We start from the raw sequence: 14,979 nt of genomic DNA, 5'->3' as shown, positions 1-14,979 counted from the left end.
GAAGGGGCACGCCATGCGTTTGGATGACATCCGCCGATCGAGCAATATTGAAGATCGTCGTGGCGGGGGTGGCGGTGGCGGCTTTGGCGGCGGGGGTGGCCCACGGCTTCCATTGCGAGGCCGGGGTGGCCTAGCCATGATTGTCATCGTTTTGCTGCTGGTCTTTTTTGGTGGTGGCGACACCTTAGGCACCTTGATGTCGATTTTGGGTGCCAGCTCTGGATCTGTAAGCCAATCAGGAGGCTTTCAAGCCGACACAGGTCAACCCAACGGTCTGGATCAAAAAGCCAATTCAAGCCGAAGTGAAGCTGAGACCGCAGATCGTGTGGCGGCGGTACTGGGCTCAACTGAAGACTTCTGGACCAGTTATTTTGCCAAGAACGGGGCCACTTACACCCCTGCAACCTTGGTTTTGTTTAACGGCCAAACCAGCTCGCCCTGCGGGGCGGCCAGCGCCTCGACTGGACCCTTTTACTGCCCAGGTGACAAAAAAATCTATTTGGACATGAGCTTCTTTGAAGAAATGGACCGGGGTCTGGGGGCACAAGGCGATTTCGCCCAAGCCTATGTGATCGCCCATGAAGTTGCCCACCACGTCCAATATGTCACAGGAATCCTTCCCCAAGCCAACCGCGCGATGCGTCAACAGGGGCAAAGCAAGGGCGCGGACTCCCTGGCGGTTCGAACTGAACTTCAAGCCGATTGCTATGCCGGCCTCTGGGCAGGCCAGTCCAACATTACCCAAGCCCTCGAGCCCGGTGACCTTGAAGAAGCACTGGGAGCTGCCAGTGCGGTTGGCGATGATCGCCTGCAAAAGCGTGCGCAAGGCTTTGCGGTGCCCGATAGCTTCACCCATGGCACAAGCGCGCAACGCATGGCTTGGTTTAAGAAGGGACTTGAAAGTCGCGATACGCGCGCGTGCGACACATTCTCGGCGCGTGATCTCTAGCTAAGGCGTTAAGCGTTTTCTTCGCCGGGCCAGATTTTGATGCGCCGAACCAAGTGGCGAACTTTAACCTTACCTTCTGGAACTGTCTGGTTCTTAACGCTCATACCTGCCTTATGCACGCTGTTAGGGTCCCCACTGACCAAGGGATGCCAATCAAACAGGGGCTTGCCCTCTTGCACGAGCCGATAAGCGCAGGTCATGGGCAGCCATGTAAGCTCACCCAAGGTCTCTGGTGTCAACTTCACACAATCGGGTACGTGGGTCTTACGCTCGGCGTAATTACTGCAGCGGCACGAACCTGAATCAAACAGCTTACAATGCACGTCGGTTGTGTGGATGTCGCCAGTATCTTCATCTTCTAGTCGGATCAGGCAGCATTTGCCGCAGCCATCGCACAGGCTTTCCCATTGGGCCTCGGTCATGTCGGCGAGTTTGGTGTCGATCCAAAAGGGCATGTGGCCTACCGCACAAACTTGGCCGCGATTTCGACATGCGGCGTGAAGCGGAATTGATCAAAGGTCTCGATCTCCGCAAGGCGATACCCGCCGTCGATCAAAATACGGGCATCGCGGGCAAAGCTGGCTGGATCGCACGAGATCGCCACCACCAGATCAATCTTGGATCGTCCAATCTGGGCGCTTTGGGCTTCCGCCCCCGCCCGTGGTGGGTCAAAGACGATGGCATCTAGGCCTTTCATCTCCAAGGGCGCGAGAGGTGCCCGAAACAAGTCGCGGGCCTCGGCAATCAATGTTTTTCCCCCTGCCAAACCGTCTGAAGCCTTTTTCATCGCGGCCACAGCTTGGACGTCAGATTCAATGGCACGCACTTGGGCCTTTTCTTTCAGCCGCAACCCAAAGGTGCCAATTCCAGCAAACAGGTCGGCAACATGCTTCCGGCCTTCGGTCCACTTCAAGACTCGGGCTGCCAAAGCCTCCTCACCGGCACGCGTCGCCTGCAAAAACGCCCCAGCGGGCAATTCGACAATCGCTTGGCCCATTTTTACGCGCGGGGTGACGCGGGTTAATGCCGTCTGGCCATGCAGTGTTAGCCGTCCAATCTCTGCCGCTTCCGCAAGGACTGCCAAACGTTCGAGTCCTTTACGCTCAAACTTATCAATCCTGCCGGCATTGCGCACATCGACATCAAGACCCACCGGGGTCTCCGTTACCAAGAGGTCGATGGTTTCCTGTTTGGGCGCGAGCGCCTCTGCAAGGATTGCTAAGCGGGGAATGGCAGCATTGAGGCCCGGCGTTAAAACCGGGCATGCGCTGATCGGCTCAATCTGATGGGTTTTGGCTTGGGTAAAGCCAAACAAAAAGCGTGGACCTGCATGCTTGCCATGAAAAGTCGCCCGTCGGCGCCCTTGACCCCAAGCAGGCTGGGTTGGCGGTAGGGCTATGTCGATACCAACACGTTGCAATGCCCGCTCCACCAAACCCGCCTTCCAAGCCAGATAGGGGCCTTCCGCCCAATGCTGCAGGGAACAGCCGCCACAGACACTAAAGTGGCCACATACCGGCTCAACCCGCTCTTTCGAAGGCTGCAAGACTTTAACCAAAGTTGCCCGATCGCCGCGTTGGTTCGCTTCGACTTGTTCGCCCGGCAAGGTGAAAGGCACATGGACCGCACGGTCCTGATCACGCGAAACACCGTCTCCGCGTGCGCCTATATGCTCAATGTTGAGCGTGAGAGTTTCCTGAATGCTTTTGTTCATATCTGCTCATGCGCCGTTCAGGGAGGATGTTGCAAGTTAGCTTTCACAGAAGGCCTGCACCTGCCCCCTCTATCTCATGGGTCTTCTCTGTAAAGGAGCATCGTGATGCGTACATTGATTTTCTCAAGCTTGGCTGCCGCACTGGCCCTTTCAGCCCCTGCCATGGCCTCTGCCCAAACCTATGACAATAGCTATCCCACTTATGGTTCGGTCCCCCAAGACTGCCAACAAAGCCTGAACAACAATCGCTTGGCCGGTGGTGCCATTGGTGCGGTTGCTGGTGCGGTTTTGGGCAAGCAATTGGCTGGACGTAATGCCCGCAAGGAAGGCACTGTTCTGGGTGCGGTTGTCGGTGCAGTTGCAGGCTCGCAAATTGCCAAGAGCCGCGTTGCTTGCGACGACCCCGTCTATCGCGGTTATGAGCCTAACCAGCGCCAAGAGCGCCAAGAAGGCTATCGTAATAATGGCTACAAGGACTATGGCTATTCACGTGATGATCGCTTTGTCGACTATCGTTCGGGCCGTCGCGACCACCGCCGCGATCATGATCGCGCTTACCAAGCCACCTACACCCCACCTGTCGTAAGTCGCCAAGAATGCGGCTGGGGTGAAGCCGCCCTGCGTCGTCCAGACGGTCTTTATGAGCGTCAGCAAGTTTGGATGTGCCGTGATAATCGCGGCGAATGGCAAGTCGTCAACTAAATCCAGAACCCACCGCTTTGCCGCCTCCCTCCTCACAAGGGGGGCGGCTTTGTCGTGCCAAATCGACCGCCATGGATCTTAGCTAGGCCTGTGTTTTCTTTTCCCTGTTTTGGTGAAGAACAGCGCAAAATGGTGAAGAGTTTGGCATAGTGAACCGAAGTGACGAAAGAATTTCGTCGAGATTTGATTCGAACGTCCCAGAAAAGGACTTGAATATGCGCAGTGTTTTACTTGGTGTGGCGCTTTCGGGCTTGTTAGCAGCCCCTGCCTTTGCTCAATGTGTTTACATGACGTGCCCCGGCGCCTCGGGTTCAAGCACGATGGGCAGTAGCAGCAGCAGTTCAAGTTCGTCTTCCACCTCATCGACCATGTCACAGCATGAAGTCACACAAAGCGTGACCGTGGCACCGGCTACAACCGAAACCTTTGTGCGCGAAGAAGTCGTGCGTGAGCCAAAAGCCCATGGCGGACACCACGCGGAGCATCACCAACACATGCAGCAAGCCTATCGCCACGGTTACCGCGATGGCTATCGCGATGGCTATCATGATCGTGGCAAACCAAAGGCCCGCGCCACCAAGGCCCGTACACGTGGTGCCGCGGTCCATTCAAACCACCGTCGTCCCCAGCCAAAGCCTAAGCGCGCACAGACCACGCACACCCATTCTTCTGCTTGGGTGTATGAGAACCGGCCCTATGTGGACCCAATCAAGGACCGCGCAAGCAGCTATGAAGCTGCCGCCAATGGCTCATCGATCGCGTTAGCTCATGAAAGCAGCGCATCGAGCAGTTCGTCCTGGTCATCTTCTTCCTCGATGAGCAGTTGGTCGAGCCAAGGGGGCATGTCGTCTTGGCCTGCGCCTGCCGCGACGATGCAACAGGGCGGCATGATTTGCGGCTGGAGTATCCAGACCGTGACGACGCCAGATGGGCAGACCTTGCCGCCGCAACAAACTTGGGTCTGCCAATGCCCGCAAGGCTGGCGTCCACCCGGCTATTGATCGGCACACGTTGATTTTTGACTTCTTGGGAGACGACAATGCGCCAAGCCATCCACCCGATTCTGATCGCAACCCTATGGGCGACCGCCATTTTTGGAGTGACTCCAGCTTTAGCCCATGGCGATCCGGAGCGCGCCGCTATGCCGCGCGCCATGGGGCAGCCAGAAGCCTTTTCGGGTTCCTGTGCTGAGGCCAAATCCGGTGCGCGGGCAGCCGGTGGCGTGATTGGGTCAGTTGGTGGGGGCATTGCAGGCAAAGCTTTAGCGGCCGCAGCCGTTCAGCCTGAGGGAATCCTAGTTGGTGCTGTGGTCGGAGCCTTTGTGGGATCACAAATTGGTGGCGCCAACGTGACCTGCCCAACCAACCTATCTGAAGATCAAGACCTGCGCCCGCATGCGCCTCAACTCACGCCACCCGCACCGCGTGCGCAGCGCGTGGTTGGTGGGGATTGGTATCAGCCCTCGCCACATTCCTATTATGGCCGAGAGCGGCGTGGGCCTCTCTTTGCCGCCCCAGCCGATGTTCCCCGGCCTGCGCAAGTGCCGCGCGCGTCCTATGTCGGCACCCAGCCTGTTCCGATGACTGGCGGCTTGCATCCGGGCAGCTTCCCGCCACCTTGCATGGTCTGCACGCGCTAAAGCGTCTCTGCGGCTACGCGCCGTGCATGCAGCAAATATTCCCGATTGCCATCGCCCCCGGCAATCGGGCTTTCAATCAGGCCTAAAACCTTGAAGCCACACAGGCCATCGAGTTCTTGGCGGACTTCTTCCGCAATGATTGCCGCTATTGCTGGATCGACGAGGCCGCGCTTGCCCACGCGTGAAGGCCCTGCTTGAAATTGTGGCTTTACCAACGCCACGAGATCTGCGCTTGGCGCGACAAGGGGTAGAACAGAAGGCAAGACTTTTTCCAACCCGATAAAGCTTACATCTACCACGACAAGGTCAGGCACAGGCTCGCCCAAATCGGCCGAGCTTAAAGTGCGCGCATCGGTGCCTTCCAGCGATGTAATGGCGGGGTTACCCCGCAGGCTTGCGTCCAACTGATCGCGCCCGACATCAACGGCGACAACATGGGCCGCACCCCGGCTTAACAGCACTTGGGTAAAGCCTCCTGTGGATGCCCCGATATCTAAGGCATAGCGGCCTGTCGCCATCACACCAAAGGCGTCTAAAGCGGCGATTAATTTCAGCCCAGCACGCGACACCCAATGATAAGCCAGTTGCGCCGTTAGCGGGCAGTCTGGCTCTAGAAGTTCTGAAGGTTTTGCGATGACGCGGTCACCAGAGCGAACCAGCCCCCCCTCAATGGCTTCTCGCGCTTTGGCGCGGGTGGCGATTAAACCACGCGCCACCAGTAACAAATCTGCTCTCATACGTTCCATGGCCAAGGGCCTATCCTGCGCAGCCTGGTTTGACCACCCCGGGCGCGCATGCCCCCTCAACTGAAAACGGCGGACCCGAGGGCCCGCCGCAGAGATTTCACCTAGGACAAGATCCTAGTCGAGTTTGTGTGGCAATTCGTTTGCGGGAGGCTCATGACCCGTCACGAATTCACCTTTGGCAAGCTTGGAATTCCACATCCCATAGAGGAAATAGACTGCCGTGGCGCCTGCCAAGAAGATAAAGAAGAAGTGCAGAACGCGCTGTTCCACCGTGAAGATCAACGCCCCGCACGACAAAATGCCAAAGATTGGCAAGATCGGGTACAAGGGGACCTTGAAGCCTCGTGGCAGGTCTGGACGCGCCTGACGCAACCAAATCACCGAGACGCAGACGATGGCAAAGGCGGCCAAGGTTCCAACCGAAGTCACATCGCCCAAGACGTTGATGTCGAACAAGCCGGCCGCAAATGCCACAATGATACCAACCACAATCGTGTTGATCCAAGGGGTTTGGAACTTGGGATGCACGCGTGAGAAGATCTTTGGCAGGAGACCATCTCGGGCCATCGCGTAGAAGATCCGGGTTTGACCATACATGAGAACCAAGATCACCGACGTCAGACCAATGATCGCACCGGCCTTAATAGTCATGGCAAACCATGCCCATTGAGGACCCATGGAATCCACAGCCACAGCCACTGGGTCAGGCACGTTCAATTCCTTGTAATTGACCAACAAGGTCAAAACGGCTGCCACCAGCATGTAGAGGACGGTACAGACGAGCAAGGAACCAATGATGCCGATTGGCATGTCCTTTTTCGGGTTCTTGGCTTCTTGGCCAGCGGTCGAAACCGCTTCAAAGCCGATATAAGCAAAGAAGACGATGGAGGCAGCGCGGAAGACACCTTCCCACCCGAACTTGCCCTCACCCTCATTTTCCGGAATGAACGGCACCCAATTCTGTGACAATTCAGGTAAGTGGGTGAGGACTTTATAGCCGCCGATCAGAATGAATGCCACGATCACCGTGACCTTGATCGCCACAATTATGTTGTTGACTTGGCTGGATTCAGAAATCCCGATGGTCAACAAACAGGCCAGAACCAAGGTTACCAAAAAGGCTGGGACATTGAACAAAGTGGTCAAAGTCGTGCCGTCTTTCAAGGTCGTCACATGGTTCATGGGACCGGTGAATTCTGGTGGTATGATAAGGCCAAAGTCGCCTAAAAGACTGACAACATAGCCAGACCAGCCTACCGCCACCACAGAGGCCGCAAGCCCATATTCCAGCAGCAAGAGTGCGCCCATGATCCAAGCGGCAAATTCGCCCAAGGTCGTGTAGGAATAGGTGTAAGCAGAGCCTGAAACAGGTAAAGTTGAGGACAATTCTGCATAGCAAAGACCGGCACAGGCACAGACGAGACCTGCGACGACGAAGGACAACATCACAGCAGGGCCTGCGTGCAAGGCAGCAGCATTACCCGTCCGAACAAAGATACCGGCCCCGATGATGCAACCAATTCCCAAAAGCACCAAATTGATTGGACCAAGGGTCCGCTTCAACTCACTCTTTTCGTTCTCGCTCATGATTTGAGCGACAGACTTACGCGCGAAAATTCGACTAAGTCCGGTCGCCGGTTTGGTTTCAGCCATTCAACCCCCCTTAAACAGGTTCATGTGGGTGCGACACTTTTGGGTCGCTTTCACCCCCGTGACCTCACGCTAGTGCCCTCTGCCCAGATTGGCAACAAAACAACGTGCTAATCATCGCCTCCGCTGCACTCTTGATCGGATTGAAGCACAAATTGGCGCAGATGCTGGATGATGGTGTATGCGGCGTGCAGTGACGAGGTGCACGAAGCCCGATTTAGCGCTACATGAGCCCCATGAGCAATTCTTCTATTTATGAGGGTCTGGGCACCCTCGGCCAAGACGTACGTGGTTATGCTTCTCCCGAAGAGGCTGTGCTGGAGCGCGTCGCCAATCCCCATCCAGGCACCGCCTATCTCGCGCGCTTTGTGGCACCCGAGTTTACAAGCCTATGTCCAGTCACGGGGCAGCCCGACTTTGCGCATTTGGTCATCGACTATGTGCCCGGCGACTGGCTGGTGGAAAGCAAAAGTTTGAAGCTGTTTCTCACAAGCTTCCGTAATCATGGGGCATTCCACGAGGATTGCACTGTGGCAATTGGCAAACGCTTGGTTGAGCTATTGGCCCCAACTTGGTTGCGGATCGGGGGCTATTGGTACCCGCGCGGTGGCATTCCGATTGACGTCTTCTACGCGACGGGACCTGCGCCAGAGGGCGTCTGGATTCCTGACCAAGGCGTGCCGCCCTATCGTGGGCGCGGCTAAGTGACTGGTTTGCTCGATCCCCGCGAAGCTCATCACGCCCATTTCAGCTTGGGGTTGCAACAAGCGGCGCAAGCGCGGGCTTGGGAGACTTTAGCCCGCGCGGCAGCTATGATTGAGCCCGGTATGAATGATCTCGACGGCAAAGCCATTGTCGATCAAGCCATTCTCGATAGCGGCGCTGAAAGACTGTGGCATGCAAGCCAAGTACGCTTTGGCCCCAATACGCTTTTGCCCTTTGGTGAAGTGCCAGCCGCGCCCCATGTTTTGGAGGCCGATGATATCTTTTTCCTCGATATCGGCCCTTGCTATGACGGCCATGAAGGCGATGTCGGTTCAGGCTTCACTTTAGGCCAAGTTCCCGCCTATCAGAACCTGATCGAAGATTCCAAAGCGGTGTTTGCAGCGGTCAAGGCCCATTGGGCCGAAACTGGAGCCAATGGCCCCGAACTATATGACTTTGCTAAGGCAGAAGCTGCCAAGCGCGGCCGGACCTTGGCACTCGAAGGGGCATCAGGCCACCGGATCGGCGCTTTTCCGCACCGTGTCCATCACAGCGGCAAACTGAAGGCTTTTGGCAAGACGCCGTCGCCTGCTTGTTGGATCCTTGAAATTCACCTTATCGATCAGGCCTTGAAGGCTGGTGCCTTCTATGAGGACATGCTTTAGGCCGTCTTTGGCCCGATTGCGCCAGCTATCCTATTGCGGCCATCCGGGAAGTTGGCCTTTAGGCCTTTGCCGGCAAGTTGAGCGGTGCGCTCCACCCGTTCTGCCCGTGTTTCGGGTCGTTTCGCAGCGCCAATCCACTCCAAGATACCGCGCCGGCTGGAGGCCGCCATTAAGTTCCAATTCTCCATGGCAAAAGCTGTTGCCGTCAATGCGGATTTGAGATCGTCTGGCTCGATCAAGGCATCGACTTCATTCAAACGGTCCCATGCGCCACTGGCTTTGGCTTGTTCAATCATGGAAAGCCCGCGCGGGGTGATCAGGCCCTGTTCCAAAAGCTTTTCGACCCGCTGCTTGTTCACGGCAGACCACGAACTTGAAGCGCGCCGTGGCGACAACAGCAACATCGTTCTGTCGTCATCCAGTTTAGCAACTCGGGAATCGATCCAGCCAAAGCAAATGGCCTCTTCAACAATGTCATCATAGCTGACACTTGGGCCTCTGCCCTTTTTGAAGGTTACAAGCCAAATACTTCTGCCAAAGGCCTCGGCATTCTCGGCCAACCAGGCGCGCAGCTCTTCCCGACTTTTGACTTCAACTTTTTCAAAATCCATCATTTCTACCGCCGGAAATCAGCCCAGAAACGCATTTATCAAGACTTTGTTAACCATGCCAAGCCATCCCATACTCGGGCGAAACTAGAATTGGTTTGAACACGCCCTGAGTCGGAGAAGCTGACGATGAACGCCCCAGAAGTCCTCGATGTTGCCCGTGATGCAATTTGGCTGACAATCGCGATGTCGGCACCGGTCATGCTGGTTGGTTTGGCTGTGGGCTTGGTTATCGGGCTGTTGCAGGCCCTAACGCAGATCCAGGAACAGACCCTTGTCTTTGTTCCTAAAATCCTTGCGATCTTTGCGGCGCTTCTTTTGTTTCTGCCCTTGATGGGCGGGATGCTGGGCGAATTTATGACGCAAATGATGACTAAAGTTGCGTCAAGCGGCGCGGGCTAACGGGTCCCGCGGATGGAACTCCTGCCCCAGACAGTATGGGTAATTGGTCTCGTCTTTGCGCGCGTTGGCGCGTTGATGATGCTCGCACCGGGTATTGGCGACCAATTTGTGCCGACGCGGGCACGCTTGATGGTCGCCCTTTTCATTGCCTTTACTTTGGCACCTGTCGTCTCCAGCAAGATTGGCCCCTTGCCGTCGGATATTTCTTTGATGTTTCTGGCCATCGGCAAGGAAATTCTAATCGGTCTGTCGCTGGGGCTTACCACCCGCATTTTGTTTTCCGCTTTGGCCACGGCGGGGGCGATTGCGGGCATGCAGACAGGCCTTGGCATGGCGATGGCGTTTGACCCGTCCCAGCAGCAGCAAGGGGCGGTGTTCGGCACCTTTTTGGCGCTTTTGGGGACAGCACTCGTGTTTCAGAGCGATGTCCATCACCTTTTCATTTCAGGGGCCGCAAAAAGTTTCGAGAACTTCTTGCCGGGCGGACCTTTACCCTTGGGCGATATCGCGCAGTTTAGTTTACGCGCCTTCAGCCAAGCCTTTTCCTTGGCCATTCAAATCACCGCCCCCTTGTTGCTGTTTGGCATCGTCATCAACGTCGCTTTGGGCATTATCAACCGCGTTGCACCTGCCATCCAAGTTTTCTTCATTGCCCAACCTGTGCAGGTTCTGTTGGGCATCATGTTGTTTGCGATCACCGCAGGCGCAGGCATGTTGGTGTGGCTTGAAGCCATCGCCACCGCTGGCCGGTCTTTGAATTGAGGCCGCCCGATGGAAGAAGATGAATCCCAAAAAACCGAAGCCCCCAGTCAGTACAAACTGGATGAGGCACGAAAAAAGGGCGACGTTCCCAAATCGCAAGATATTGCGACCTTGTTTGTCTTGACTGCGGGCGTTGCGGTTCTGCTGACCCTTGGCCTGCACAGCGCCAATGATTTGGCCCGCTACATGACGATTTTTATCGAACGGCCAGAACAATTTGCTGTCGATAGCGGGGCGCTGCAGCGGCTCAGCCTGGATGTCGGTGGGCGCCTCGCCATTCTGATGAGCGCAACGGTGGGTGCCATTTTCATTGCGGGCCTTGCCGGGCATCTGGTGCAATCAGGCTTCTTATTCACCGGCGAAAAGATGAAGCCGAAACTTGAGAAAATCTCCCCCATAGCCGGTTTCAAGCGCTTGTTCGGGGCCGAAGCCCTTTTGACCTTCGCCAAGACCGTGGTGAAACTGATCATTATTTGCTGGGTTGCTTATGCGATCTTGGCCCCCCATGCCAAGGAAATGCAAATCTTGGTGGCGATGGAGCCGGCCGCTTTGATGCCGGTTCTGGTCAAGATTCTTTTGGAGCTGTGCTTCGCGCTGATCGGCATTATTGCCGTCGCTTCCGTGGCCGATTATGCAATTCAGCGTTTTTCTTGGATCAAGCGTAACCGCATGAGCAAGCAAGAGCAAAAGGACGAGTATAAGAAGTTAGAAGGTGACCCGCAGATCAAAATGAAGCTGCGTCAAATTCGGATGCAACGCGGGCGCAATCGCATGATGGCAAAAGTGCCAGAAGCAACCGTCATTATCACCAACCCAACCCACTATGCCGTCGCCTTACTCTATGTGGCAGGCGAAACCCCTGCGCCGGTTTGTGTGGCCAAAGGCGTCGATAATCTGGCTTTGAAAATTCGCGAAATTGCCACCGAGTCCGATGTGCCAATTATCGAAGATCCGCCCTTGGCACGTGCCCTCTATGCGAGCGTTGATCTCGAAGAGACAATCCCGGCTGAACATTATCAAGCTGTAGCAAAAATCATTGGAGTGATTTTGGGTGTAGCCGCGCGGCGCAAATCAGGTGATTCTCTCCAGAGTCGAGTCCAAAACGCCGCATAGGTGCATCTTTGGACCGGTTTGGGGCGAAGAAGCATGGCTGGACTATTGAAGATGTTTTCCCGGTCGGAGTCGCACGACTGGCTGGCAAGTATGGATGGGCCTGCTGCCCTCTTTACACGCTCTGGGCGCTTCCTAGCCGCCAATGCTGCATATGACGCTCTGTATCGGCCGGTCTCAATTGATCCCCTACTGATGAGCCTGTTGGATCAGGCCTGCGCATTTCGGGCGTCTAAGGCGGTTCGCCGTGCGTTGAGCTTAGATGAAACCCAAGGCGACATGCGGGTTCGGGTGAGTGCGATTGGCGAGCATGCTTTGGTCCGCCTGACGAAGGTCGAAAGCCCCGCACAGCCTCAAGCAACGGCCCAAGATGGTGCCGCCTCGGTTTCCCAAGCAGCCCTCGCCGTCCAAACAACCTCGTCTCTTTTAACAGGCCTTGCACGTCTAATCGCCGAAGCGCCGGTTGGCTTTGCCCGCTTGGATCGGCGCGACGCGCGCCACGCAATTATTCAAGAAGCCAATCCAGCCTTCATCCGGATTGCTGGTGCCGGCAAAGGCGCAAAACTCTCTGAACTTGTTGCCCCGGCCCATGTCGATGATCTGGACCGCCTCGAAGTGGGCGGGCAACGTGCCATCGAGCTGGATATGGCCACTACGGGCGGTCAGACCTGCGAAGGCTGGCTCTTGGAAGACGAAAATGATGGTGCGGCTCTTCTCTTGGTTGACGTCTCAACCCGGCGGGAGATGGAACACCGCCTTGCCCAGACCAGCAAGATGCAGGCGGTTGGCCAAATTGCCGGTGGCGTCGCCCACGAGCTCAATAACTTCCTTTTGGTGATCACGCTGAATTGCGATGCCTTATTGGCGCGCCATCCTGTCGGCGACCCCAGCTATGGCGAATTGCAAAGCATTCAAAACACCAGCGCACGGGCGGCAGAACTGGTCAAAATGCTATTGGCCTATGCCCGCAAGCAGACTTTCCGGCGTGACGTTCTCGATGTTGGCGCGGTTTTGACCGAGTTTGCGGTTTTGATGCGGCAAGTCTTGGATGAGCGGATCGTCTTTGAAATTACCCATGGCCGTGACCTTCCCAATGTGCGCGCCGACAAACAACAGCTTGAAACCGTGTTCATGAACTTGGTTACCAATGCTCGCGATGCGGTCTTGATGTCTGGCAAGGGCAAAGGCTCAGTCACCGTGCGCACAAAACGCGCGACCACCCAAGACGTGCGCGCCGCACTTAAGGGCCTTAGCATCGCCGATATTGAAAATTGCGATTGGGCGATGATTTCGGTGACCGACACTGGCACCGGCATGAGCCAAGATATTGCCACAAAAATCTTTGAACCCTTCTTTACGACCAAAGAGCAAGGCAAGGGTACGGGCATTGGCCTTGCCACTGTTTATGGCATCATCAAACAGTCCGACGGCTTTATCGCCCTCGACTCGGTGGAAAATGAAGGCACGACATTCCACGTCTTCCTGCCTGCCACCACAGCCGACGAAGTCAGCGACGACTTGCCCCAAGCCCAAGCCCAAATCGCCGAAGCCCGGCCGATGGATTTGGCTGGACGCGGACGGATCTTGCTCGTCGAAGATGAAGAGGGTGTTCGCAATATCGCGACCCGTCTTTTGACCCAACGCGGCTATCATGTGACCTCCGCTGGCGACGGGGAAGAAGCACTCGAAATTCTCGAAAACGACCCCAATAGCTTTGACCTCGTCTTATCCGACGTGGTCATGCCGGGTCTTGATGGGCCAGGCCTTCTTAAGGCCGCTAAGCCCTATTTAGGCCACGCCCGCATCGTGTTTATGTCTGGCTATGCTGAGCAAGACTTTGCACAAACCCTAGAAGATGAGCGCTCCATCTCCTTCTTGCCAAAGCCATTTACGCTGGCACAATTGGCAGAACGGGTGAAAACAGAACTCGCGGCGGCTTGATACGTCAAAATCGGTCGTATAAATTATAAAAAAGTAGATTAATCCACTTTGTTCCACTTGTGTTCTAAGAACATATCAGATACAAACTCCTCATGACGTGACAAGGTCTGGTTTGCACACAGCTCCACTGAGCCCATTGTGCCGATGCAGGCGGGAATCGTGAAAAGGGGTTCAAAGATGGCTACTCAGGCTTCAAATGCAGCGCTTCGCTTGGTGGAAAAAAACGATATGGACAAAGAAAAAGCACTCGAATCGGCCCTGTCTCAGATTGAGCGTGCCTTTGGCAAAGGCTCGATCATGCGCTTGGGGGAACAAGGCGCAGCGGTTGAAATTGAATCCGTTTCGACGGGTTCTTTAGGTCTCGATATTGCCCTCGGGATTGGTGGTCTGCCCCGCGGCCGGATCATCGAAATCTATGGGCCTGAAAGCTCGGGTAAAACCACATTGGCGCTGCACTGTATTGCCGAAGCTCAAAAGAGTGGCGGGGTGTGTGCCTTTGTTGACGCCGAACATGCACTCGACCCCATTTATGCCCGCAAGCTCGGTGTAGATTTGAGTGATCTGTTGATCTCGCAGCCAGACACGGGCGAACAAGCTCTCGAAATCACCGATACTTTGGTGCGTTCTGGTGCGGTCGACGTTTTGGTGATCGACTCGGTTGCGGCCTTGACGCCCAAGGCAGAAATCGAAGGGGACATGGGCGATAGCCTGCCCGGTCTACAAGCCCGCTTGATGAGCCAAGCTTTGCGCAAATTGACCGGTTCGATCTCGCGCTCGAAAACTTTGGTGATCTTCATCAACCAAATCCGTATGAAGATCGGCGTGATGTTCGGCAATCCAGAAACCACAACTGGCGGCAATGCGCTGAAATTCTATGCCTCGGTCCGTCTGGACATTCGCCGGATCGGCCAGATCAAGGACAAGGAAGATGTGGTGGGCAATGTCACCCGCGTCAAAGTGGTCAAAAACAAAGTCGCCCCGCCATTCAAACAAGTTGAGTTTGATATTCTTTATGGCGAAGGCATCTCCAAGCAGGGTGAATTGATTGATCTGGGCGTGAAAGCTGGGATCGTTGAGAAATCCGGCTCGTGGTATTCTTACGACAGCACGCGGATCGGCCAAGGCAAAGACAATGCCCGCGCTTTCTTGAAGGCAAATCCTGAAATGGCTGCTGAGATTGAGCATAAAGTGCGCCAAAACGCAGGTATTCTAGCCGAAGTCTTGGCGGGTGATCCTGTCTCTGATGATGGCGACATGGACGATATGTAGCGCGTGGTGAAGGGTAGTTTTCACCCTTCATCCTCGAGAATCGACACGCGGCAAATGCCGCACGGTGAGAACAGGACCAAGCCCCCGGGCTCTGGTCCTGTTTTCGTCTTGGCTCGG

Annotated in this window: 16 protein-coding genes; 11 read left to right on the top strand and 5 right to left on the bottom strand. The window is 55.7% G+C overall.

All coding sequences use genetic code 11. From position 1 onward, the window contains the following. The first annotated feature begins 13 nt into the window (after positions 1 to 13). Positions 14 to 949, top strand: coding sequence for a neutral zinc metallopeptidase (locus IOB61_RS00415; protein WP_290810513.1), 936 nt, complete (start codon positions 14 to 16; stop codon positions 947 to 949). A gap of 8 nt (positions 950 to 957) precedes the next feature. Here IOB61_RS00415 and IOB61_RS00410 read toward each other — a convergent pair whose 3' ends face one another. Both IOB61_RS00410 and IOB61_RS00405 read right to left on the bottom strand, forming a co-directional pair. After that, positions 958 to 1,404 carry a YcgN family cysteine cluster protein gene (locus IOB61_RS00410; RefSeq protein ID WP_367272774.1) on the bottom strand — a complete coding sequence of 149 codons (447 nt, stop codon included), beginning with the start codon at positions 1,402 to 1,404 and terminating at the stop codon, positions 958 to 960. Between the two features lie 5 nt (positions 1,405 to 1,409). Beyond that, positions 1,410 to 2,663, bottom strand: coding sequence for an RNA methyltransferase (locus tag IOB61_RS00405; RefSeq protein WP_290810510.1), 1,254 nt, complete (start codon positions 2,661 to 2,663; stop codon positions 1,410 to 1,412). Positions 2,664 to 2,768: 105 nt separating this feature from the next. Here IOB61_RS00405 and IOB61_RS00400 point away from each other — a divergent pair, with 105 nt between their 5' ends. The 3 genes from IOB61_RS00400 (at position 2,769) to IOB61_RS00390 (ending at position 5,004) form a co-directional block, all read left to right on the top strand. Further along, the gene (locus IOB61_RS00400) at positions 2,769 to 3,365 is read left to right on the top strand and encodes a glycine zipper 2TM domain-containing protein (protein WP_290810507.1); all 597 of its coding nucleotides are present in this window, start codon (positions 2,769 to 2,771) and stop codon (positions 3,363 to 3,365) included. A gap of 215 nt (positions 3,366 to 3,580) precedes the next feature. After that, positions 3,581 to 4,366 carry a hypothetical protein gene (locus IOB61_RS00395; RefSeq protein ID WP_290810496.1) on the top strand — a complete coding sequence of 262 codons (786 nt, stop codon included), beginning with the start codon at positions 3,581 to 3,583 and terminating at the stop codon, positions 4,364 to 4,366. 38 nt (positions 4,367 to 4,404) lie between these two features. After that, entirely contained in the window at positions 4,405 to 5,004 is a 600-nt protein-coding gene (locus IOB61_RS00390) for a hypothetical protein (RefSeq protein WP_290810493.1), read from the top strand. On the opposite strand, the gene IOB61_RS00385 is transcribed toward IOB61_RS00390, so the two are convergent. Further along, positions 5,001 to 5,750: a TlyA family RNA methyltransferase gene (locus tag IOB61_RS00385; protein ID WP_290810490.1), complete on the bottom strand. Its 750-nt coding sequence runs from the start codon at positions 5,748 to 5,750 to the stop codon at positions 5,001 to 5,003. The two genes, IOB61_RS00390 and IOB61_RS00385, sit on opposite strands and share 4 nt — an antisense overlap. A gap of 114 nt (positions 5,751 to 5,864) precedes the next feature. Next, positions 5,865 to 7,403 (bottom strand): amino acid permease, encoded by a 1,539-nt coding sequence (locus IOB61_RS00380; RefSeq protein ID WP_290810487.1) that lies wholly within the window; start codon positions 7,401 to 7,403, stop codon positions 5,865 to 5,867. A gap of 233 nt (positions 7,404 to 7,636) precedes the next feature. Here IOB61_RS00380 and queF point away from each other — a divergent pair, with 233 nt between their 5' ends. Together queF and IOB61_RS00370 are read left to right on the top strand one after the other, a co-directional pair. Beyond that, positions 7,637 to 8,104, top strand: coding sequence for a preQ(1) synthase (gene queF, locus IOB61_RS00375; protein ID WP_290810484.1), 468 nt, complete (start codon positions 7,637 to 7,639; stop codon positions 8,102 to 8,104). Next, positions 8,105 to 8,770 carry a M24 family metallopeptidase gene (locus IOB61_RS00370; protein ID WP_290810481.1) on the top strand — a complete coding sequence of 222 codons (666 nt, stop codon included), beginning with the start codon at positions 8,105 to 8,107 and terminating at the stop codon, positions 8,768 to 8,770. Here IOB61_RS00370 and IOB61_RS00365 read toward each other — a convergent pair. Further along, the gene (locus IOB61_RS00365; protein ID WP_290810478.1) at positions 8,767 to 9,384 is read right to left on the bottom strand and encodes a YdeI family protein; all 618 of its coding nucleotides are present in this window, start codon (positions 9,382 to 9,384) and stop codon (positions 8,767 to 8,769) included. The genes IOB61_RS00370 and IOB61_RS00365 overlap by 4 nt on opposite strands. Before the next feature lie 123 nt (positions 9,385 to 9,507). Between IOB61_RS00365 and fliQ the strand changes: the two genes are divergently transcribed. The 5 genes from fliQ to recA all read left to right on the top strand — a co-directional run bounded on the left by fliQ (position 9,508) and on the right by recA (position 14,862). Continuing rightward, complete coding sequence (gene fliQ, locus IOB61_RS00360; protein ID WP_085338958.1) at positions 9,508 to 9,780, top strand: flagellar biosynthesis protein FliQ; 273 nt, start codon at positions 9,508 to 9,510, stop codon at positions 9,778 to 9,780. A gap of 12 nt (positions 9,781 to 9,792) precedes the next feature. Continuing rightward, the gene (gene fliR, locus IOB61_RS00355; RefSeq protein WP_290810474.1) at positions 9,793 to 10,542 is read left to right on the top strand and encodes a flagellar biosynthetic protein FliR; all 750 of its coding nucleotides are present in this window, start codon (positions 9,793 to 9,795) and stop codon (positions 10,540 to 10,542) included. Between the two features lie 9 nt (positions 10,543 to 10,551). Next, positions 10,552 to 11,655 carry a flagellar biosynthesis protein FlhB gene (flhB, locus tag IOB61_RS00350; protein ID WP_290810472.1) on the top strand — a complete coding sequence of 368 codons (1,104 nt, stop codon included), beginning with the start codon at positions 10,552 to 10,554 and terminating at the stop codon, positions 11,653 to 11,655. A 51-nt stretch (positions 11,656 to 11,706) separates the two neighbouring features. Further along, entirely contained in the window at positions 11,707 to 13,593 is a 1,887-nt protein-coding gene (locus IOB61_RS00345; RefSeq protein WP_290810470.1) for a response regulator, read from the top strand. A 177-nt stretch (positions 13,594 to 13,770) separates the two neighbouring features. Then, on the top strand, positions 13,771 to 14,862 hold the full coding sequence (gene recA, locus IOB61_RS00340; protein WP_085339020.1) for a recombinase RecA: 1,092 nt from the start codon (positions 13,771 to 13,773) through the stop codon (positions 14,860 to 14,862). Positions 14,863 to 14,979: the final 117 nt, after the last annotated feature.

It is taken from the genome of Aquidulcibacter sp., assembly GCF_020253525.1.
Taxonomy (GTDB): domain Bacteria; phylum Pseudomonadota; class Alphaproteobacteria; order Caulobacterales; family Aquidulcibacteraceae; genus Aquidulcibacter.
Note: the sequence above shows the minus strand (reverse complement) of the source record. Positions and strands in the feature narration are given on the sequence as shown.